The organism is Kaistia granuli DSM 23481, from assembly GCF_000380505.1.
GTDB lineage: Bacteria > Pseudomonadota > Alphaproteobacteria > Rhizobiales > Kaistiaceae > Kaistia > Kaistia granuli.
Map to the genome: position 1 here is coordinate 245,106 of NZ_AQYH01000003.1, position 20,054 is coordinate 265,159.

20 protein-coding genes are annotated in these 20,054 nt (G+C 66.2%); 9 read left to right on the top strand and 11 right to left on the bottom strand.

Features of this window, described 5'->3' with window-relative positions; translation table 11 throughout:
* Positions 1-125 precede the first annotated feature (125 nt).
* Genes G342_RS0103535 through G342_RS0103565 form a run of 7 tightly spaced genes read right to left on the bottom strand, consistent with a single transcriptional unit; the run spans position 126 to position 6,238 of the window.
* Positions 126-944 carry a DeoR/GlpR family DNA-binding transcription regulator gene (locus G342_RS0103535; protein WP_018181724.1) on the bottom strand — a complete coding sequence of 273 codons (819 nt, stop codon included), beginning with the start codon at positions 942-944 and terminating at the stop codon, positions 126-128.
* A complete protein-coding gene (locus tag G342_RS23130) occupies positions 941-1,903 on the bottom strand; it encodes an ROK family protein (protein WP_018181725.1) in 963 nt (320 codons plus the stop codon). Before G342_RS23130 ends, G342_RS0103535 begins: the two co-directional genes overlap by 4 nt.
* Positions 1,900-2,631: a ribulose-phosphate 3-epimerase gene (locus tag G342_RS0103545; RefSeq protein WP_018181726.1), complete on the bottom strand. Its 732-nt coding sequence runs from the start codon at positions 2,629-2,631 to the stop codon at positions 1,900-1,902. The genes G342_RS23130 and G342_RS0103545 overlap by 4 nt, the downstream gene beginning before the upstream one ends.
* On the bottom strand, positions 2,628-3,455 hold the full coding sequence (locus G342_RS0103550) for an alpha/beta fold hydrolase (RefSeq protein WP_018181727.1): 828 nt from the start codon (positions 3,453-3,455) through the stop codon (positions 2,628-2,630). Before G342_RS0103550 ends, G342_RS0103545 begins: the two co-directional genes overlap by 4 nt.
* The gene (locus G342_RS0103555; RefSeq protein ID WP_018181728.1) at positions 3,452-4,276 is read right to left on the bottom strand and encodes a sugar phosphate isomerase/epimerase family protein; all 825 of its coding nucleotides are present in this window, start codon (positions 4,274-4,276) and stop codon (positions 3,452-3,454) included. Before G342_RS0103555 ends, G342_RS0103550 begins: the two co-directional genes overlap by 4 nt.
* A complete protein-coding gene (locus tag G342_RS0103560; RefSeq protein WP_018181729.1) occupies positions 4,276-5,352 on the bottom strand; it encodes a Gfo/Idh/MocA family protein in 1,077 nt (358 codons plus the stop codon). The genes G342_RS0103555 and G342_RS0103560 overlap by 1 nt, the downstream gene beginning before the upstream one ends.
* A gap of 19 nt (positions 5,353-5,371) precedes the next feature.
* Positions 5,372-6,238 carry a sugar phosphate isomerase/epimerase family protein gene (locus G342_RS0103565; protein ID WP_245557206.1) on the bottom strand — a complete coding sequence of 289 codons (867 nt, stop codon included), beginning with the start codon at positions 6,236-6,238 and terminating at the stop codon, positions 5,372-5,374.
* Positions 6,239-6,333: 95 nt separating this feature from the next.
* On the opposite strand from G342_RS0103565, the gene G342_RS0103570 reads away from it, so the two are divergent.
* The 9 genes from G342_RS0103570 to G342_RS25105 all read left to right on the top strand — a co-directional run bounded on the left by G342_RS0103570 (position 6,334) and on the right by G342_RS25105 (position 15,265).
* Positions 6,334-7,476 (top strand): Gfo/Idh/MocA family protein, encoded by a 1,143-nt coding sequence (locus G342_RS0103570; protein WP_018181731.1) that lies wholly within the window; start codon positions 6,334-6,336, stop codon positions 7,474-7,476.
* Between the two features lie 93 nt (positions 7,477-7,569).
* A complete protein-coding gene (locus G342_RS0103575) occupies positions 7,570-7,932 on the top strand; it encodes a hypothetical protein (protein ID WP_018181732.1) in 363 nt (120 codons plus the stop codon).
* A gap of 104 nt (positions 7,933-8,036) precedes the next feature.
* The gene (locus tag G342_RS0103580; RefSeq protein ID WP_026304079.1) at positions 8,037-9,056 is read left to right on the top strand and encodes an acyltransferase family protein; all 1,020 of its coding nucleotides are present in this window, start codon (positions 8,037-8,039) and stop codon (positions 9,054-9,056) included.
* A 3-nt stretch (positions 9,057-9,059) separates the two neighbouring features.
* A complete protein-coding gene (locus tag G342_RS0103585; protein ID WP_018181734.1) occupies positions 9,060-10,490 on the top strand; it encodes a cryptochrome/photolyase family protein in 1,431 nt (476 codons plus the stop codon).
* A gap of 141 nt (positions 10,491-10,631) precedes the next feature.
* A complete protein-coding gene (locus tag G342_RS0103590) occupies positions 10,632-11,669 on the top strand; it encodes a cysteine synthase A (RefSeq protein ID WP_018181735.1) in 1,038 nt (345 codons plus the stop codon).
* 1 nt (position 11,670) lies between these two features.
* The gene (locus tag G342_RS0103595) at positions 11,671-12,387 is read left to right on the top strand and encodes an alanyl-tRNA editing protein (RefSeq protein WP_018181736.1); all 717 of its coding nucleotides are present in this window, start codon (positions 11,671-11,673) and stop codon (positions 12,385-12,387) included.
* A gap of 39 nt (positions 12,388-12,426) precedes the next feature.
* A complete protein-coding gene (gene sseA / locus G342_RS0103600; RefSeq protein WP_018181737.1) occupies positions 12,427-13,284 on the top strand; it encodes a 3-mercaptopyruvate sulfurtransferase in 858 nt (285 codons plus the stop codon).
* A 16-nt stretch (positions 13,285-13,300) separates the two neighbouring features.
* On the top strand, positions 13,301-13,843 hold the full coding sequence (locus G342_RS0103605) for an MOSC domain-containing protein (protein ID WP_018181738.1): 543 nt from the start codon (positions 13,301-13,303) through the stop codon (positions 13,841-13,843).
* 162 nt (positions 13,844-14,005) lie between these two features.
* Positions 14,006-15,265, top strand: a complete 1,260-nt coding sequence (locus G342_RS25105) for an OmpA family protein (protein WP_051094082.1) — start codon at positions 14,006-14,008, stop codon at positions 15,263-15,265.
* Positions 15,266-15,332: 67 nt separating this feature from the next.
* On the opposite strand, the gene G342_RS0103615 is transcribed toward G342_RS25105, so the two are convergent.
* From G342_RS0103615 to G342_RS0103630, 4 genes are all read right to left on the bottom strand, one after another.
* Complete coding sequence (locus G342_RS0103615; RefSeq protein ID WP_018181739.1) at positions 15,333-16,130, bottom strand: amino acid ABC transporter ATP-binding protein; 798 nt, start codon at positions 16,128-16,130, stop codon at positions 15,333-15,335.
* An 18-nt stretch (positions 16,131-16,148) separates the two neighbouring features.
* Positions 16,149-17,483: an amino acid ABC transporter permease gene (locus tag G342_RS0103620; RefSeq protein ID WP_018181740.1), complete on the bottom strand. Its 1,335-nt coding sequence runs from the start codon at positions 17,481-17,483 to the stop codon at positions 16,149-16,151.
* Positions 17,484-17,492: 9 nt separating this feature from the next.
* On the bottom strand, positions 17,493-18,704 hold the full coding sequence (locus G342_RS0103625) for an amino acid ABC transporter permease (RefSeq protein WP_051094084.1): 1,212 nt from the start codon (positions 18,702-18,704) through the stop codon (positions 17,493-17,495).
* Positions 18,705-18,834: 130 nt separating this feature from the next.
* Positions 18,835-19,857, bottom strand: a complete 1,023-nt coding sequence (locus G342_RS0103630) for an amino acid ABC transporter substrate-binding protein (protein ID WP_040878129.1) — start codon at positions 19,855-19,857, stop codon at positions 18,835-18,837.
* Positions 19,858-20,054: the final 197 nt, after the last annotated feature.

The following is a 20,054-nucleotide window of genomic DNA, read 5'->3' on the forward strand; positions in this document are numbered from 1 at the left end:
TATAGCCCCCTCGACCGGGATTGTCAGCCTGAGAAGGGCGCACTGCGTCCGGGATGACGGCGAGGGTGAGGTCGCAGGCGAGGGCTATTGTTGAGGATCGCGCGGCAACGCGGATCGCTGCCCCCTCACTCGCCGCAGATGACCACCTGCACGCCGGCGCGATCCAGGGCTTCCGCGAGTTCGGCCGGCGGCGGCGCATCCGTCACCAGGCATTGGATGTCGTCCAGCGTCGCGATGCTGGCGAAGGCGGTGATGCCGAATTTCGACTGGTCGGCGACAACGATGGTGCGCGTCGCCACCCGGATCATACCGGCCGTATGCGCCGCCTCGTCCAGCTTGGTCATCGAGATGCCGGAGGCGGACACGCCGGTGCAGCCGACCACCGCCGTATCGGCGTTGATGCCCGCCACGGCGGCGAAACCGATGGCGCCGATCGTCACCTGATAGTTCGGCCAATAGGCGCCGCCGAGGATGTGGATCGACTGTACGCTGTTCTCCGGCAGCACCGCCGGCAGGCGCAAATTGTTGGTGACGATGGTGAGGTTGCGGCGTGCGCTGAGCGCCGCGGCGAAGAAGGCGATCGTCGAGCCGCCATTCAGGATCAGCGTCTCGTCGTCGCGGATCAGGCCGGCCGCCGTCTGGCCGATCAGCCGCTTCGCCTCGACATGCTCGTCCATGCGAAGGCCCATCGTCGTATCGACGCGGACGAGGCGATCATTGGTGACGGCGCCGCCATGGGTGCGGACCAGAAGCCCGCGCCGCTCCAGCAGGTCGAGATCCCGCCGGACGGTGTCGCGCGAGACTTCCAGCAACGTCACCAGCTCCGCCACGGTCGCCTGGCCGCGATCCTGCAGGAAATGCAGCAGCCGGCTGTGCCGCAAGGCCGGCAGGACGCCGGATCCGGCGTCGGAGTCATTGGGAAGGTGTGTGTCGTCGAGGCTCATGGCCGCTTCTCCAGCATGAGACTGGCAGCGCCGACAAGTCCGGCGTTGCGACCGAGCGCGGCGCCGACCACCGGGACTTCGCGAAAGGCCGACATCGCCCGCTCGTGGATCGTGCGCTCGATCGTCCCGCGCAGCTGCGGCAATAGGGTACCGACACCACCGCCCAGGATCAGCCGCTCCGGCGAATAGAGATGGAGCAGATTGACGAGGCCGATGCCGAGCCAGTGCGCCTCCGCGTCGAGCAGCGCGATCGACCGGGCGTCGCCCGCCGCCGCGGCCTGCGCGACATGGCGGCCGGAGACACGCTCCGACCCGACGATCCGCTGCAGGGCCGGCGCGGTCCCGGAAGCCACCAGCTTCGTCGCCTCGCGCGCCAGCGCCGTGCCCGAGGCGAGCGCTTCCCAGCAGCCGACGCCACCGCAGGCGCAGCGCTCGGTGCCGGCGGCGATCGTCATATGGCCGATCTCGCCCGCGAGCCCGCGTCGTCCGTGCAGGAGGTGGCCATCGACGATGACGCCGCCGCCGATGCCGGTCGAGACGGTGATGAACACCATCGACTTTGTTCCCTGCCCGGCGCCGAAGCGCCACTCGCCGAGCGCCGCCGCGTTGGCGTCGTTCTCGAGCTGGACGGCGACGCCGAGGCGCTCGCTGAGGATCGCGGCCAGCGGAACGTCCCGCCAGCCGGAAAGGGTCGGCGCGGCCACGACGATGCCGGCGTCGGGATCGAGCGGACCCGGCGCGCCGACGCCGAGGCCGACGATCTCGGCATCCGGCGCCTCGGCCCGGACCGTTCCGATCAGCGCGACCATCTGCTCGATCACGGCATCCGGCCCGCCGAGCGCGTCGGTCGACGTCGCGGCGAAGGCGGCGACGCGGCCGGTCTCTTCGACCACGGCCGCGCGCAGCTCGGTGCCGCCGAGGTCGATTGCCAGCGCCGCGCGGGTTCCCCCTGTCGTCATGTCGCCTCGCCAGGCGCGGGCAGCGCATGCAGCCAGGCGATGCGTGCCGCCAGATCCGGGTCGCCGAAGGCGAGCGAGCCCATCACCACCGTTTCGGCGCTGGCGGCGCGCAGGCGCGGCACCGTGTTTTCGCGAATGCCGCCATCGGCAGCGAGCCGCACGGCATTCTCCCGGCCGGCGGCCCGCAGCATGGCGCGCACCGCTTGCAGGCGCGGACAGGCGTGGTCGGAGAGCCCTACCCCCTTCACGCCGATCTCGGTGCCAAGCAGCGTCACGAAGGCGATCTGGTCAAGCCAGGGCCGGACCGCCTCGACCGGCGTTTCCAGGCGCAACACCAGGCCTGCCTCGACGCCCAGCTCGTGGATCAGCGCCAGCGCCTCGCCGACGACGGGGCCGTTCTCGGCATGGATCGAGATCAGGTCCGCACCGGCCTCGGCAAACTGACGGATCTGCGACAGCACGATGTCGCCCTCGACCATCAGATGCACATGCAGCGGCCGGGTCGTCAGGGCGCGTATGCGGGCGACCTGGTCCGGGAAAAACAGGAAGGTGGGCGCGAAGCGGCCATCGGCGACGTCGATATGGAAGAGATCGACATGCGGACCGGTGCGCGCGAGGTCGCGCTCCATGTTGCAGAGGTCGGCCGACCACAGCGAGAATTCGGCGAGCATGCGGTGGCGCGGCAGGGCGGCGAGCCAACCGTTCGCGGGCCTGTTGGCGAGTGTCATCGGTTCGGCTCCCTTGCCGGAAAATTGACGCGCAGGAAATGGTCCAGCGCGGCGCGGAATTCGGAGATGTGGCGCGACTTGTCGATCGCTTTCGGTGGGATTTCGACCATGCGGGCGCCGGGAATGGTCGCGGCGAGCTTTTGGGCATAGGCCAGCGGATGGGCGTGATCGACGCCGTGCCCGATCACCAGCGTTGGCACCCTCAGGGCGGCGACCTCGGCCTCGCTGACGCCGGGGCCATCGCGCGCGATGTCGCCGAGGAGATCCGCCGTGACGGCGAAGTCCGGCCGGTCGAAGAAGCCGAGCAGCGAGGCGAGATTGTCAGGGGCTTGCCGCCGTAGTTGGTCGGCGGTCGCCGAATTGGCAAAGGCAGCCCGCGCCGCGTCGCGTGGAAGGCGTTTCATCCAGTCGGCGACTTCGGCATAGGGACGCATATTGTCCGGAGCGGGCCCGAACAGCCAGGCCGGCCGAGCGAGCACGAGCCCGGCGACGCGATCCGGATGGCGCGTGGCGATATGGAGCGCAATCGCAGCCCCCATCGAGATGCCACCGACGACGAAGCGTTCGATGCCCTTTGCATCGCAGGCCGCGAGCACGTCGTCGGCGAACATCGCCTTGGAAAACGGCCGGACGCTGCCGGGTGTCGATCGGCCCTGGGCGCGGCATTCGACGGTCAGGCGACGATAGTCGGGACTATCGGGAAAGTTCTCGACGATCTGGCGATTGTCGCCACCGAGGCCATGCTGGAAGACGACCGGAAATCCGGCACCGCTATCGAAAACACGGAGATCGGCGTCGTCGCGCCGGAGGCTCGATGCGGTCATGGCCTGAGCTGCCTGGAAAGGTACGCGGCGACGCCGGGCGCTTCCTCGGCCGACAGGCCATGCGTTACCACCGGGCCATCGAAGCCCACCGCCCGCAAGCGCGCGAAAAAATCGGGAAAATCGACAATCCCGGCTCCGGCGGTGGCGAAGCTGCCATCGGCCTTGCGGTCCTTGGCATGCGCCATGGCGATGCGGCCGCCGAGCCTGCCGATCGCCTCGGCCACGACCTGCCGTGCCGTGTCTCGGTCGGCGATCTCGAACAGATTGGCCGGGTCGAGCACGAAGCGGATGCGCTTCGAACCGATCGCCGCGACTAGCCTCTCGCCGTCCTCGGCCGAGGTGACGACATTGGCCTGTTCCGGCTCGACGCCGAGATCGACGCTGGCGGCCTCGGCCAGCGCGACTGCCTTGTCCATTTCGGTGAGGAGATCGGCCCAGGCCTCCGGGGTCGTATTGTCGGGGTGATGAGCCCATTGATCGACGGGATCGCGGGTGCCAGTGCAAAGCGTCACCAGCGGGATGTCGAGCGCGCGCGCCGCCGCCAGCATGAGCCCGAGCCGGCGCATGCCCACCTCCCGCACCGCAGGGTCGGGATGGATCATGTTATAGGTGCCGGAGAGCGCGACCAGCTCGACGCCGGTCTCGGCGACGGCCTGGCGGATCCCGTCGATCGTCGCGGCCGGGATCTCGTCCGGCATGGCCGGCAATCCTGCGCAGGCCATGTTGAACTGGGCGCAGCGATAGCCGGCCGCCTTGCAGGCGGCCAGCACGGTTAACGGAGTGCTACCAGAAAAGGTCTTGGCGAAGATGCCGAGGCGCATCAGACCGCCCCCACCCTGTCGGGCACGCTGACCGCCTCGCCGGTCCGGACCGACTCGGCGATCGCCGCCATGGCGCGCACCGAGGCGAGCCCGTCATGGATATCGGCGCCCTGCTGCCTCGCGCCGTTCAGGATGGTATCGGCGAAGCCCTCGAGCTGGCGGCGGAAGAAATGACCGTCGGCACCCAGCGGCCGGCGATAGGTCGCGTCTTTCTCCGAGAAGATCTCGACGTCGCTCGATTTGAAGTACCAGGGATTGTAGGTCTTCGCGACGATGCTGCCGTTTTCGCCATAGAGCTGGAAGCCCTCGAACCAGTCCATGCGCACCGCGACCGTCAGATCGAGATGGCCGAGCGTGCCATTGGCGAAGCTGGTTTCGACGAACCAGCTATAGGCGCCGAAACGCTCCGACAGCCGCGCCCGCACCTCGGTGATCTCGCCGCAGAGGAACCGCGCGGTATCCACGAGATGGCTGCCATGGGCGAGCATGAAATAGCGGCGCAGATCGGCCTTGGGATCCTCGCTCGGCTTCTTCGCGAACCTGCTCGTGACCGGCAGAGGCTGCACGGCATCCGTCATCGTGTAGCGATGGGTGCTGTCGCAATACCAGGCCTTGAGCGCCAGCAGCTGGCCCATTTCGTTCTGGATGAAATCCCGGGCCGCCTCCAGGCCGGGATCGAAGCGCTTCATATGGCCGACCTGCAGGGTCAGCCCGGTGAGCTCGACCACCTCCTTCAGCGCCTCGACTTCCTCGACCGAGGTGCCGAGCGGTTTCTCGCACAGCACGTGTTTGCCGGCTTCCAGCGCCCGGATCGCCATGGAAACGTGAAAACTGTCCGAGATCGCAACGATCACCGCCTCGACCTCCGGATCCCGCAGCATGGCCTCGTAGTCGGCATAGGCCATTTGCGGCTCGTAGGTCGCCGCCATGCGGGCGAGCAGGTCCGGGGCGGCGTCGCAAATGGCGTAGAGATCGGCGTTGCGCGCCTTCACGCAGGATTCGAGATGGGCGAATTGCGCGATCGGCCCGCAGCCGAGAACACCGATCCGCAGCCTGCGCGCTTCCTTCTTGATCATGGGATGTCCTTCTTGCGGTTCAGGCGACGAGCGTGCGCATCGTCTCGCGGTTCTGCCGGACGGCCTTGGCCGGATCGGCAGCGGCGAGGTCCGATTCTTCTTCCAGGATCAGCCAGCCGTTGAAGTTCGGGCTGGCGGCGACGAGATCGATCACCGCCCGCGTCTCGCAGATGCCGCTGCCCAGCATCCGCCATTCGCCGTTCGCATCGACATCTTTCAGATGCAGGTAGCGGATGCGGTCCCGATAGGTTGCGAGCGTGTCGAGGATGTCGTGGCCGCCGCGCAGGATGTGGCCGGTATCCGGCACCCAGCCGATCCGGTCGGGATCGAGTTGGTCGAACAGCTGGTCATAGTCAGCGCGCGTGAAGAGCAACGTGTCATGATGCGAGCTTGGATGCAGCGCCACCGGCACGCCGGCGCGCTGCCCCAGCCTGCCCGCCGCATTGTAGAAGGTCGCCGCCGCGGCGAACTTCTCGTCGCGCGGGCCGGCCGACATCACTGTCGCGCTGCCGAGCGACAGAACAGCGCCGGGAAAGGCGGCGACAAAGTCGAGCGCGCGGTCGACCATGGCGAGGTCGGCGTCGAGTTGATCCGGCTCGGTGAAGCCGCTCGGACTGGCGCAGGCGAAGGCGGCGAGTTCCAGGCCGTGCTCCGCGAGAACGCGCCCGAACGCAGCCGGCCGATGCGCATAGCCGCCGATCATCCGGTTGGTGATCTCGATGCCGGAATAGCCGGCCGCCCCGATCGTCTCGATGAGCTCTGCCGGCCCGCCGGACCACCTCTCTCCCAGCATTTCCCAGGTATAGGTCTGGCAGCCGATCTGCAGCATGATGGGCCCGATCCGGGTTGGGCGACGCGCCGTCAGGCTGCGTCTAGCTGAATTCATGCTTGCTGCTTTCTGCGCAACGGTCAAGCATTGTGATGCAGGAAGGCGCATTCACCGGCAGAGTTGCTTGTCCATCAAGGCGGGGGAAGGTTCACATGAAGCGATCAGAACGGCTCGGCATTGGGCTCGTCGGATGCGGCAACATCGCCGGCACTTACCTGCGCAATGCCGGCCTGTTTTCCGGCGTCGAATTTCGCGCCTGCGCCGATCTGGACGAAGCGGCCGCGTCCCGGCGGGCCGACGAGTTCGGCCTCAAAGCGCTGCCCCTCGATGCCTTGCTGGCGGATGATGCCGTCGATCTCGTCCTGAACCTCACGGTGCCGAACGCGCATTTCGCCGTCTCGATGGCAGCGCTGGCGGCCGGCAAGCACGTCTTCACGGAAAAACCGCTGGCCGCGACGGCGACCGAGGGGCGCCGTCTTGTCGCCGAGGCGGAGCGGCTTGGGCTTGCGATCGGTTCGGCGCCCGATACCTTCCTGGGCGCCGCGGGCCGCCTGGCGCGCCGGATGGTGGAGGATGGTGCGATCGGCAAGGTGGTGACCGGCACCGCCTTCATGATGACGCGCGGCATGGAGCATTGGCATCCCAATCCGCAGTTCTACTACCAGCCGGGCGGCGGCCCGGTGCTCGACATGGGGCCCTACTACATCACCATGCTGGTCAATTTGCTCGGGCCAGCTCGGCGAATCATGGCGATGAACACCACCGGCGAGCCGGAACGCCGGATCACCGCGCCCGGACCAACGCATGGCGCGCGGTTCAGCGTCGGCACGCCGACGACGATCACCGCGCTGATCGAATTCGCCTCGGGGGCGACGGTCGTCGCCGGCATGAGCTGGGACGTATTCCGGCATGGCAACCATCCGATCGAACTGCACGGCACGGAAGGATCCTTGCGCCTGCCCGATCCCGATACATTCGGAGGAACGGTCGCCATCAGCCGTCGCGGGGCCGATTGGGAGGAACACGCGACCGCCGGGCTTCGGCATGGCCGGCTCAACTGGCCTTATGACGCACCGGACCGCGCCAATTATCGCATGCTCGGCGTGGCCGATCTCGCGGCGGCGCTGGAAGAGGACCGGCCGGCGCGCGCCTCGGGCGCACTCGCCCTGCATGTGCTGGAAGTCCTCGAAGGTATGCTCGAAGCCTCGATCTCCGGCGCGCCCGTGCATCTCCCCGAACGGAGCGTCCGCCCGGCGCCTCTTACAGAATCGGAGGCGGTGGCACTCGGTGGATGAGTAACCATCGCACCAATGCCGCGATGCAATGCATCCGGCGACGGGCTATAGTCGCTGCAACCGCAGCGCGGCATTGGCGATTAGGAGAGAACCATGAATCGGAATTTGTTGATCTTGCTGGCCGGCCTGTTTTTGATCGTCGCGTCCTTCATCGCCTATATCGTCCCCGCATCGGCCCAGTCGGAGCGCATTGATCCCGTCGATTCCAGCCAGTTCCGCAAGCTCTCCTGCGACGAGATCGCCTCCCGCATCCAGGCGCTCAACGTTCCGATCTCCAGCGACAGCAACAGCTGGGACGAGCTGCGCCGCAACCCGACGCTGCAATTCATCCTGCTCGGCATCCGCACGCCCAATCCGACCTACGAGGACTTCATGGCGCATGTCCGCGGCGAGCGCATCGCGCTGATCGAAGTCGCCGTCGCCAAGAATTGCGCCGCCCAGCGCGGCGTCCAGTAGTTGCTTTGAGCCGAGGCGGCGGCGTATCCGCCGCCTCGTGAGCCAACAGGATCGTCGCTTCCCGCGCCGCAGGCTTGCTCGGGAACAGGGCTGGGTCGGGATCGATGTCGGGACGTGCGCGAATTGACTGGGTGGACTACGCCAAGGGTTTTTGCATCGTCATAGTTGTGATGATGCATTCGACCCTCGGCGTCGAAAAGGCGGCCGGGGCCGAAAGCTGGATGGGCCATCTGGTCGCTTTCGCCAAGCCGTTCCGCATGCCGGACTTCTTCCTTATCTCTGGCCTGTTCCTGTCCCGCGTCATAGATCGCGACTGGCGAACCTATGCCGACAAGAAGATCGTCCATTTCGTCTATTTCTACGTGCTCTGGCTCGTGATCCAGTTCGTATTCAAGGCGCCCGGCATGGTCGCCGAGCAAGGCGCCGGCGGCGCGCTCGGCGAGTTCTTCCTCGCTTTCATCGAGCCGTTCGGCACGCTCTGGTTCATCTATCTGCTGCCGATCTTCTTCGCCGTCACCAAGCTGCTGCGCGGCGTTCCCACCTGGATCGTCCTCGTCGCCGCGGCGGCGCTCGAGATCGCCCCTGTCCATACCGGCTGGGTGATCCCGGACGAGTTCGCCGCGCGCTTCGTCTATTTCTATGCGGGCTATGTGCTGGCACCGCAGGTCTTCCGGCTCGCCGCGGCCGTCATCGCACGACCCGGGCTGGCGGGGTTCGGCTTGCTAGTCTGGGCTCTCGTCAACGGGCTCGTCGTGTTCGCCGGCTATTCCGAACTGCCCTTCGTCGGCCTTGGTCTCGGCGTCCTCGGCGCCTGTGCCGTCGTCGCCTTCTCGGCGCTGCTTTCGAAGGCCGACCTGATGGCGCCGCTGCGCTATTTCGGCGAGCATTCGATCGCCATCTATCTCGCCTTCTTCCTGCCGATGGCGGCGACCCGTGCCATCCTGCTCAAGACCGGGTTTATCCCGGATCTCGGCACCGTCGCGCTGATCGTCACAGCGGCAGGTGTCATCGCGCCCTTATTGCTGGAGTGGCTCGTTCGCGGCACCCGCTTCAATTTCCTGTTCGTGCGGCCGGGCTGGGCGCGCCTCGACCGGGTGCGGTCCGGCCTAGCTCCGGCGGAATAGATCGTGCCCGCATCCCCTCGGACGCTCGTCTGGCTTCGTGACGACCTTCGTCTTGGCGACAATCCCGCCCTGTCGGCGGCGGTCGCGGACGCTACCTCGATCGTCATCATCTATGTCCTCGACGAGATGAGCGAAGGCATTCGCCCGCTGGGAGCGGCCGCGAAATGGTGGCTGCATCATTCGCTCGCCGCCCTCGACCGGGATCTCTCGGCGTTTGGACATTCGCTGGTACTGCGGCGTGGACCGGCGGCGGAGGTCATTCCGGCGCTCGCCGAAGCGATCGGCGCGGACCGGGTCACATGGAACCGGCGCTATGGCGCGGGCGAACGGGCGGCCGACACGGCGATCAAGTCGGAGCTCAAGCAGAAGGGCGTCCGCGTCGACAGTTTCCAGGCCAATCTGCTTTGCGAGCCCTGGACGGTGCAAACCCAGAGCGGCCAGCCCTTCCGGGTCTTCACGCCGTTCTGGAAGGCCTGCCGCACCCATTTGCCACCGCGATTGCCCCTGCCCCGTCCGGAGGCCCTGCCCGCCCCCATCGACGGAGTGGCCTCCGACGCGCTCGCCTCGTGGCGATTGCTGCCGAGCCAGCCGGACTGGGCCGGCGGCCTCCGGGAGGCCTGGACGCCAGGCGAAGCCGGCGCGACGGCGCGATTTGAGGCGTTTCGCAGCGAACGGTTGCTACGCTATGCCCGCCAGCGCGACGAGCCGGCGGCCGAGGCATCGTCCCGGCTCTCGCCGCATCTGCGCTTCGGTGAAATCAGTCCGTTCCAGCTCTGGCACGGCCTGTCTCAGCCCCATTCCACAGATGATGCCGATACGGCCAATCTCGACAAGTTCCTATCCGAAATCGGCTGGCGGGAGTTTTCCTGGCACCTGCTCTATCACCAGCCGGATCTGGCGACCCGGAACTTCCAGCCGCGCTTCGACGCCTTTCCCTGGCCCGCGGTCGACCAGAACGCGCTGACAGCCTGGCGGCGCGGCAGGACCGGCTTCCCGATCATTGACGCCGGCATGCGCGAACTCTGGCGGACCGGCTGGATGCACAACCGGGTCCGGATGATCGTGGCCTCGTTCCTGGTCAAGAACCTGCTCATCGACTGGCGCGTCGGCGAGGCATGGTTCTGGGATACGCTGGTCGATGCCGATGCGGCCAACAATCCGGCGAGCTGGCAATGGGTCGCCGGCTCGGGAGCCGACGCGGCGCCCTATTTCCGGATTTTCAATCCGCTGCTGCAAAGCGAAAAATTCGACCCCGGCGGCGCCTATATCCGCACCCATGTTCCGGAGCTGGCACGCCTCGACGCCAAGTCGATTCACAACCCGGCCAAGGCAGGCGGCGTTGCCGGCTACCCGGATCCGATCGTCGACCTCGGGGTAACGCGCGAACGGGCGCTTCGCGCCTTTTCCCGGCTTCGCAACGACGACGAGGAATAGTCTTCTCGCAGGGGCCGCCTCCGAAGAATGATATTTCGCCGACCGGATGGGCACGGGGGAATGGTGCTTTGCGAGGGAGACCGGCTTGAAGACAGTCTGTGGGCCAGCTAGCCTCCCTGTCTCAAAGTCCAGAAAGCAATCATGGCCGTCCTTTCTTCCGTCGTCGAAGCCATCGGCAACACGCCGCTCATCCGTCTCCGTCGTGCCTCCGATGAAACCGGCTGCGAGATCCTGGGCAAGGCCGAGTTCAAGAATCCCGGCCAGTCGGTCAAGGACCGCGCCGCGCTGTTCATCATCCAGGATGCGCTCGCCAAGGGGCAGCTTCGCCCCGGCGGCACGATCGTCGAGGGAACGGCCGGCAACACCGGCATCGGCCTGGCGCTTGTCGCCAGCGCGCTCGGCTTCAAGACGGTCATCGTCATTCCGGAAACGCAGTCGCAGGAGAAGAAGGATGCGCTGCGGCTCGCCGGCGCGACGCTGATCGAGGTTCCGGCCGTGCCCTATCGGGATCCCAACAACTACGTGAAGCTGTCGGGCCGCCTCGCCGAGCAGCTGGCGCGGACGGAACCGAATGGCGCGATCTGGGCCAACCAGTTCGACAACGTCGCCAACCGCCAGGCGCATATCGATACGACAGGTCCGGAGATCTGGGCACAGACGGACGGCAAGGTCGACGGTTTCGTCTCGGCCGTCGGATCCGGCGGCACGCTGGCAGGTGTCGGCATCGCGCTCAAGGCGCGCAATCCGAGCATCCAGATCGCGCTTGCCGATCCGCTCGGCGCGGCGCTGTTCAGCTATTACACTACCGGCGTCCTGAAGGCAGAGGGCTCCTCGATCACCGAGGGCATCGGCCAGGGTCGCATCACCGCCAATCTGGAAGGCGCTCCGGTCGACGCGGCCTACCAGATCACCGATACCGAGGCCCTCGAAGTCGTCTTCGAACTCGCGGAGCACGAAGGCCTCTGCCTCGGCGGTTCTTCGGGCATCAACATCGCCGGCGCGATCCACCTCGCCAAGGCGCTTGGTCCCGGCCATACGATCGTGACGATCCTCTGCGACTACGGCACGCGCTATCAATCGAAGCTGTTCAATCCGACGTTCCTGCGCGAAAAGGGGTTGCCGGTTCCCGGCTGGCTCGAGCGCCGGACCGAAAGCGCTGTTCCCTACGAAGAGGCATGACATGGCCGACACGACCCTGCTCTTCCGCGACGATCCCTATCTCTCGACCGCTGAAGCCAAGGTCGTCGGCATCAATGAGCGGGCCGGTATCATCCTAGACCGGACCGTGTTCTACGCGACAGGCGGCGGCCAGCCCGGAGACATTGGCACGCTGGAGCGCGACGACGGCTCGATGGTCAAGATCGCGACCGCCGTCTATGGCGACAACAAGAGCGAGATCGTCCATGTGCCGGCGGAGGGCTCCGCCCTGCCGGCGCCCGGCGAGACGATCGTCCAGCATCTCGACTGGGCGACGCGGCATCGCCACATGCGCATCCACACCGGCCTGCATCTTCTCACCGTCGCCCTGCCCTTTCCCGTCTCGGGCGGCCGCATCGGCGCCGAGGAAGGTCATCTCGACTTCGATATCGACGGCGCCGTGCCCGCCAAGGAAGAGATCGAGGAACGGCTCAACGCGCTTGCCGGCGCTGACCATCCGGTCTCGACGGAGTGGATCACCGACGAGGAACTCCTCGCCAATCCCGGCCTGGTCAAGACGATGAGCGTCATGCCGCCGATGGGCAGTGGCCGCGTCCGGCTCGTCCGTATCGGCGACATCGACCTGCAGCCCTGCGGCGGCACGCATGTGCAGTCGACGGCTGAAATCGGCGGTCTCGTGGTTGCCAAGATCGAGAACAAGGGCAAGCAGAACCGCCGCGTGCGCATCCGCTTCGCCTGAACTCACTCCACACCAGACATTCGCATACCGGAGACGGACATGACCGACCGCGCCGCCACCTTCGTTTCAACCGACTGGCTCGCCGCGCATCTGGGCGATCCGGACGTCGCGATCATCGACGGATCCTGGTACCTGCCGACCGAAGGCCGCGACCCGGCGGCCGAATACCGCAAGGCACACATTCCCGGCGCCGTCTTCTTCGATCTCGACAAGGTCGCCGACACCAGTTCGGGCCTGCCGCACATGCTGCCGTCCCCGGAGAACTTCGCCCGCACCGTCGGCGCCCTCGGCATTTCCGACGAACAGGTCCTGGTCGTCTATGACGGCGCCGGCTTGTTCTCCGCCCCCCGTGTCCGCTGGACGTTCCGCACGATGGGTGCCCGGGATGTCCGCATCCTCGAGGGTGGGTTCCCGCAATGGATCGCCGACGGCCGACCGGTCGAATCCGGCGAAGCGAAGCCCGAGCCGAAGGTTTTCCACCCTCATTTCGATGCCGAGGCCGTCCGTTCGATCGACGAGGTCCGGGAGATCGTCGCCACCGGCAGCGCCACCGTCGTCGATGCGCGATCCGGCGAACGCTTTCGCGGCGAGGCGCCGGAGCCTCGTCCTGGCCTCCGCTCCGGCCACATGCCCGGTAGCCGCAACCTGCCTGCCGGTGCGCTCGTGGCCGATGGTCGCCTCAAGGGCGACGCCGACATCGAGGCCGCCTTCGCAGCCGCCGGCGTCGACCCGGATCAGCCTATCGTCACCAGCTGCGGCTCCGGCGTCACCGCCGCCATCCTGGCGCTTGGCCTGGAGACAATCGGCGCGCGCGACGTCGCGCTCTATGATGGTTCCTGGGCGGAATGGGGCGGCGCGAAGGATGCGCCCGTCGTCACGGGTCCCGCCGACAAGTAGCACTCGGACCCGGCCAATGGCGCCCCGCGTCCTGTCCGTCGCGCTCAGCGCGACCCACAGCTTCAGCAAGGCAATCCAGACCGAGATCCGGCTGCTCGCCGGACTGGGCGTGGATGGTGATGCGCATATGGGAGAAACGGTGAAGCACCGCTCGCGCGTCGCGCAGGATCCGACGCAGCCCAATCTCCGCCAGGTGCATCTCGTTCATGCCGAGCTGCTCGACGAATTGCAGGCGGGCGGCTTCGCTGTCGGGGCCGGCACGATCGGCGAAAACATCACCACGCGGGAGATCGATCTGCTCGGTCTGCCGCGTGGCGCCCTGCTCCACATCGGCGCCGAGGCGATCGTCGAAATCACGGGCCTACGAAATCCCTGCGTCCAGCTCGACCGCTACCAGAAGGGCCTGATGGCCGCGACGCTCGACCGCGATGAGGATGGCCATCTCCTCCGCAAGGCCGGCGTGATGGCGATCGTCCGGGCAGGCGGCCTGGTCCGCGTCGAGGATCCCATACGGATCGTCCTGCCCGCAGCCCCGCATCGGCCGCTCGAGCGCGTCTAGCCGGGCTGTTCCTGAACAAGCCATTCAGCGCCCGTTCAGCGGCGATCCGCGCATATGCCTCTCACGGTTGCCGCATTTGAGCGGCATGCAAAAGAGGCACTCGGACGGATCGTCAGCTCCGTTCTGGACAACGGCCGGCTCAGGCCAAGCTGCAGGAAGACCATGAAACCCTCCTATTTCCTTCTGCTTTCTTCGGTTGCCATTCCCGTCCTGTTCGGCGGCCCGTCGATGGCCCTCGCCGATCAGCAGCGGATGGAAGGCCGCCCCATCATCGTGGCCCAGGCTGCCGAGGACCGGGTCCAGCGGGCGCGCGAACTGCTGGAAAAGGCGCAGAACTCGCTGAAGCAGGCCGAGGAAACCGGCGGAGATGTCCGGGCCGCGCGCCGCGGTGTGGCCGATGCCATGAAGGATCTGCGCGCGGCGGAGACCCGTGGCGGCTCGGCGCCCGCCGAGGCAGGCAAGCCCGCGGCGCCGCAGCCGCCGAAGGCGGATGACAGCCGCGAGCGCCCCACGCGTCCTTCGGCCGGCGACGGTAATCAGCCGAAGCCCTATGAGCCGCCGGCCGGCGGCAAGAAGCCGGCTGAGCCGTCGGCAAAGCCCGCCCCCGATCGCAAGCCGACGCCGAGCGAGGCGAAGCCCCAGCCGCCGAAGGCGCAGCCGGCTCCCGACAAGCGCCCGGCCGACACGAACAGTCGCCCGTCGCGCAGCGAACAGGCCCGTCCGGAAGGATCGCGCAATGAGCGGCCACGCCCGGATGCCCGACCGCCGCGCCCCGGCGACCGCAACGATGGGCGTTATCCGGATGGTTATCGTGACGGCCCCCCGCAGCGGGACATCTTCATCGAGGGCCCCGGGCTCGGAGATCGCGAAGTGCCGCCGCCTCCGGGCTATCGCGGTGATAGCCGTCCCTACCGGCCGAACAACCGCTTCATCGACGGCGGCCGCGCCACGGAGCGGCAGATCGAGGACACGTTCCGCGCAGCGCCGGTCCAGCGGATCGATCGCGGTTATTCGATGAAGGAGATCCGCCGTGATCCGCGCGTCCGCGACATGGTGCGCCGCGTCGATCTCGACTCGATCACCTTCGAGTTCGGCTCCGCCCGCGTGCCGGACGATCAGGTGCGGAAGCTGCGCTCAATCGGCCGCGCCATCGGTCGCGTCGTCGATCGCGATCCCGGCGCCGTCTTCCTGATCGAGGGCCACACGGATGCGGTCGGCACCGACCTCGCCAACCTGGAGCTCTCCGATCGTCGCGCCGCCGCGGTCGCCGGGATTCTGTCGGACTATTTCGACATTCCGCGCGACGCCCTGGTCAGCCAGGGCTATGGCGAGCGCTATCTGAAGGTGCCGACGGATGGGCCCGAGCGGCAAAACCGCCGCGTCACCATCCGCAACATCACGCCCCTGCTGCACGGGCGTTGATCCAGAAAAAAGAAGCCCGGCAAGTAACTTGCCGGGCTTCTTTGATTTTAGCTGAGAGCAGTGTCGGTCAGTGCAGGATCTGGCTCAGGAACAGCTTCGTCCGCTCGTGCTGCGGGTTGGTAAAGAAGCTGACCGGGTCGTTCTGCTCGATGATCTGGCCGCCATCCATGAAGATCACCCGGTTCGCGACCTGGCGGGCAAAGCCCATCTCATGCGTGACGCAGACCATCGTCATGCCTTCAAGCGCCAGCCCGACCATGACGTCGAGCACTTCCTTGATCATCTCCGGATCCAGCGCCGAGGTCGGCTCGTCGAACAGCATGACGCGCGGGTTCATGCAGAGCGACCGGGCGATGGCGACGCGCTGCTGCTGGCCGCCCGAGAGCTGACCCGGATATTTGTTGGCCTGTTCCGGGATCTTGACCCGGTTCAGGTAGTGCATGGCGATCTCTTCCGCCTCGCGCTTCGGCATCCGGCGGACATTGATCGGCGCCAGCGTGCAGTTCTCGAGGATCGTCAGGTGCGGGAACAGGTTGAAGTGCTGGAACACCATACCGACTTCGCGCCGCACCTCATCGATCTTGCGCAGGTCGTTGGTGAGTTCCTTGCCGTCGACGACGATCTTGCCCTTCTGGTGCTCTTCCAGCCGGTTGATGCAGCGGATCAGCGTCGACTTGCCCGATCCGGACGGACCGCAGATGACGATGCGCTCGCCGCGCATGACAGTCAGGTTGATGTCGCGCAGGACGTGAAACTCGCCATACCACTTGTTGACGTCGACCATCTCGACCGCGACATCGGTGGAGGACACCAAGGGTGGCGGCACCGACGGCAGGTCGATGATGGCAATGGACGGATCCGACATTGGGACACCCCTTGAATTCTATCTGCGGCCCCTGTCGAGCCGTCGTTCGGTGAAGGCAGCATAGCGCGACATCGCGAAGCAGAAGGCCCAGAACACCATGGCCGCGAAGATATATCCAGTAAGACCGGTGACGGGCGAGGCCCATTTGGCATCGTTGGCCGACGCCTGGATCTGCCCCAGGAAGTCGTAGAGCCCGATGATGATGACCAGCGTCGTATCCTTGAACAGCGAGATGAAGGATCCGACAATGCCCGGGATGACGATGCGCAGGGCCTGCGGGAGGATGATCTTGCGCATCATCTGCCAATAGCCGAGGCCCAGCGCCATCGCGCCTTCATACTGGCCGCGCGGGATGGCCTGCAGGCCGCCGCGGATTGTTTCGGCCATGTAGGCCGCCTGGAACAGTGTCACGCCGATGAGCGCCCGGAGCAGCTTGTCGAAGGTCACCCCCTCAGGCAGGAAGAGCGGCAGCATCACCGACGCCATGAACAGCACGGTGATCAACGGCACGCCGCGCCAGACCTCGATGAAGATGGTCGAGGCGAGGCTCACGACCGGCATGTTCGAGCGCCGCCCCAGCGCCAGCAGGATGCCGAGCGGAAACGCCGCGACCATGCCGGTGATCGCCACCACCAGCGTGACCAGAAGGCCGCCCCAATTGGCCGTCTCAACCGGCACCAGCCCGAAATCGAGGCTTACGAGCACGAGAATGACCGCGATGTAGCCAAGGATCATGGCTGCAGGGGTAGTCGTTCGGGAAATCGGCCTGCCCGCCAGTCTGGCATAGAGCGCCAGCAGACCGAGGATCACCGCCGAGAAGACTGCATACTGCACGGCGAAGCGCAGCGGCGACGGCGCCATCAGGCTCGACGGAATCAGGCTGCCGACAAACTGGTGATGCCCGCCGGTCAGCAGGATGTAGGCGACGACCGGAAATACGCCGATCAGGAAGATCGCGTTGAGCGCCTTGTAAGGCACGCGCGGGATCAGCATCGGGATCAGGCCGATGAGCAGCAGCACGAAGACGAGATCCACCCGCCAGCGTTCGCCGATCGGATAACGGCCATAGATGAACTGCGGCAGATAGGCCTTCACATAGGCCCAGCACGCTCCCGTGGCGGTCGCGCAGACGGAACGGTCCGGCCCGGTCCAGACGGCGTCGATCAGCGTGAAGCGGATGAAAGGGGTCACCGTCCAGACGATGAACGCCAGGATGATGATGGTCATGACGCCGTTCAGCGGCGTCGAGAACAGGTTCTGGCGTAGCCAGCCGACGACGCCGACCGTATTGCGAGGCGGCGCCTTGGCCGGAAGCAGGTCGTCGCGGACGAAGGTATCGGTTGTCACGGACATGATGCCCCCTCACCGTTCGACCAGCGCGACGCGCTTGTTGAAATAGCCCATGACGGCGGAGGTCAGGAAGCTGAGGCCGAGATAGAACAGCATCCAGATGCTGACGATTTCGACGGCCTGTCCCGTCTGGTTGAGGACGGTGCCGCCGACCGAGACGAGATCGGGATAGGCGATGGCGACGGCCAGCGACGAGTTCTTGGTCAGGTTGAGATACTGGTTCGTCAGCGGCGGGATGATGATGCGCATCGCCTGCGGCAGCACCACGAGACGCAGCGTCTGGCCCGAGCGCAGCCCCAGCGAACGGGCAGCTTCCGTCTGGCCCCGGTTGACGCCCTGGATGCCGGCACGCACCACCTCGGCGATAAAGGTCGCCGTATAGAGGGTCAACGCCAGCAGCAGGCCGACAAATTCCGGAATGATGGTCATCCCCGAGCCCGCTTGGAAGCCGCGCCGCAGCAGCGGCCCGGTCTCGTTGAACACCGGCAGATCTATGTGCAGCGGGCGGCCGGTTGCGAGGAAGGCGGCCAGCGGCAATCCGATGAACAGGGCCGTGTTGATCAGGCCAACGGGCGGACGAATGCCGGTCCGGGCCTGGTGGGCGTGCGCCCATCGCGTCACGACGAGCATGGCAGCGATCGCGACCGGCACCGCGGCGATGACGAGCCAGATGCCTTCGCCGGGAACCAGCCTCGGCACATGCAGTCCGCCGATATTCATATGAACGCCATCGAACAGCGTCCATTTCTCGCGCATGCCCGGCAGCGAGCGGAGCACGACGAAATACCAGAAGAACAATTGCAGCAGCAGCGGGATATTGCGCAGGATCTCGACATAGGCGGCGGCCGTCCGCGAGATCAGCCAGTTCGACGACAGCCGCGCGATGCCGACGATGAAGCCGAGGATCGTGGCCAGGATGATACCGAGTCCGGCCACCAGCAGCGTGTTCAGCAGGCCGATGAAGAGGGCGCGGCCGTAGGACGACGCCTCGGTATAGGGAACCAGCCGCTGGATGATGCCGAATCCGGCCGTGCGCTCCAGAAAGCCGTAGCCCGCGGCGATGTTCGCCTTCTGCAGATTGCGGGCCGTGTTTTCGATGATGTCCCAGACGAGCCAGCCGAGAACGAGCACGAAGATGCTCTGGAATGCTATGCCCCGGGCAGTCGGATTGTTCAGGAGGGTTGCAATGCGTCCCCCTGCGGGCGCCGCGCCTCTGTCGGTCAAACGATTTTCCCCTTGGTCGACCGGTGCTAGCCGGTCCGCTTCCCTTCACTGCCATGGCCCGGATCTTGGCGTCCGTAGGCCTTGGCAATGCCACGGGCGGCTGGGCCGCCCGTGGTCGGATGCCGTTGAATCAGCGGATCGGAGGCGCGTACTGGATGCCGCCCTTCGACCAGAGATTGTTCAGGCCGCGCGCAATGCCCAACTGGGTCGAGGGGCCGATATTGGCGTCGAAGATCTCGCCGTAATTGCCGACCTGCTTGATGACGTTGTAGGCCCAGTCGCTCGAGAGGCCAATCGGCGTCCCGAAGTCGCCCTCGATGCCGAGGAAGCGCTTGATCTCGGGATTGTCGGAGGTCTTCTTCTCGTCGATGTTCGCCTTGGTGAGGCCGAGTTCCTCGGCGTTGAGCAGCGCGAACAGGGTCCACTTGACCAATGTGAACCACTTGTCGTCGCCCTGGCGGACGGCCGGGCCAAGCGGCTCCTTCGAGATGATCTCCGGCAGGATCATGTGATCGTCCGGGGCAGTCAGCTTCAGGCGCTCGGCGTAGAGGCCGGAAGCATCGGTCGTATAGGCGTCGCAGCGGCCGGCCTCATAGGCCTGCAGCACTTCCTCGTTCTTCTCGTAGGCCACGACCTCGTAGGGCATGTTGTGCGAACGGAAGAAGTCGGCGAGGTTCAGCTCCGTCGTCGTGCCGGTCTGGGTGCAGACCTTAGCGCCGGAGAGTTCCAGCGCCGACGAGACGCCGAGCGACTTGCGGACCATGAAACCCTGGCCGTCATAATAGGTGACGCCGACGAACTGCAGCCCGAGCGAACTGTCGCGCGACATCGTCCAGGTCGTATTGCGCGAGAGCACGTCGACTTCGCCGGATTGCAGCGCGGTGAAGCGCTCCTTCGCGTTGAGCGGCGTGAACTTGACCTTGGTCGGATCATTGAAGATCGCGGCGGCGATGGCGCGGCAGAAGTCGACGTCGATGCCGCTCCACTCGCCTTTTTCGTCGGTGGCGCCGAAACCGATCAGATTACCGCCATTGGCGCCACACTGAACAAAGCCCTTGGCTTTGACGTCTTCGAGCGTTCCGGCACTCGCCGCCGTCGCGGCCATCAGCGCCATCGTGGCGCCAGCCAGAATAGAAGCAATCTTCCTGTACATCGTGCAGCCTTTTTCCCCTGGAGTGACCCGTCTCTTCAGTTCGATGCAGTATCGTCCCGTTGCCGAGATCTTTGCAGCAGCTGTTTGTCCATGGGTGATGGCTCGATCATCGCGCTCCATCTTGGGCCGACGGCCTGCACCCATGGCTTAGCCAATGCCCCGCTTGTCGTAACTTGAATTGACCCCTGCATCACATG

Coding starts and splice junctions, on each gene's coding strand:
- G342_RS0103575 (WP_018181732.1), top strand. CDS start 7,570: ATGAATCGGAATTTGTTGATCTTGCTGGCCGGCCTGTTTTTGATCGTC.
- G342_RS0103605 (WP_018181738.1), top strand. CDS start 13,301: ATGGCGCCCCGCGTCCTGTCCGTCGCGCTCAGCGCGACCCACAGCTTC.
- G342_RS0103620 (WP_018181740.1), bottom strand. CDS start 17,483: ATGTCCGTGACAACCGATACCTTCGTCCGCGACGACCTGCTTCCGGCC.
- G342_RS0103565 (WP_245557206.1), bottom strand. CDS start 6,238: ATGAATTCAGCTAGACGCAGCCTGACGGCGCGTCGCCCAACCCGGATC.
- sseA (WP_018181737.1), top strand. CDS start 12,427: ATGACCGACCGCGCCGCCACCTTCGTTTCAACCGACTGGCTCGCCGCG.
- G342_RS0103630 (WP_040878129.1), bottom strand. CDS start 19,857: ATGTACAGGAAGATTGCTTCTATTCTGGCTGGCGCCACGATGGCGCTG.
- G342_RS0103535 (WP_018181724.1), bottom strand. CDS start 944: ATGAGCCTCGACGACACACACCTTCCCAATGACTCCGACGCCGGATCC.
- G342_RS25105 (WP_051094082.1), top strand. CDS start 14,006: ATGAAACCCTCCTATTTCCTTCTGCTTTCTTCGGTTGCCATTCCCGTC.
- G342_RS23130 (WP_018181725.1), bottom strand. CDS start 1,903: ATGACGACAGGGGGAACCCGCGCGGCGCTGGCAATCGACCTCGGCGGC.
- G342_RS0103580 (WP_026304079.1), top strand. CDS start 8,037: ATGTCGGGACGTGCGCGAATTGACTGGGTGGACTACGCCAAGGGTTTT.
- G342_RS0103545 (WP_018181726.1), bottom strand. CDS start 2,631: ATGACACTCGCCAACAGGCCCGCGAACGGTTGGCTCGCCGCCCTGCCG.
- G342_RS0103560 (WP_018181729.1), bottom strand. CDS start 5,352: ATGATCAAGAAGGAAGCGCGCAGGCTGCGGATCGGTGTTCTCGGCTGC.
- G342_RS0103595 (WP_018181736.1), top strand. CDS start 11,671: ATGGCCGACACGACCCTGCTCTTCCGCGACGATCCCTATCTCTCGACC.
- G342_RS0103550 (WP_018181727.1), bottom strand. CDS start 3,455: ATGACCGCATCGAGCCTCCGGCGCGACGACGCCGATCTCCGTGTTTTC.
- G342_RS0103590 (WP_018181735.1), top strand. CDS start 10,632: ATGGCCGTCCTTTCTTCCGTCGTCGAAGCCATCGGCAACACGCCGCTC.
- G342_RS0103570 (WP_018181731.1), top strand. CDS start 6,334: ATGAAGCGATCAGAACGGCTCGGCATTGGGCTCGTCGGATGCGGCAAC.
- G342_RS0103615 (WP_018181739.1), bottom strand. CDS start 16,130: ATGTCGGATCCGTCCATTGCCATCATCGACCTGCCGTCGGTGCCGCCA.
- G342_RS0103555 (WP_018181728.1), bottom strand. CDS start 4,276: ATGCGCCTCGGCATCTTCGCCAAGACCTTTTCTGGTAGCACTCCGTTA.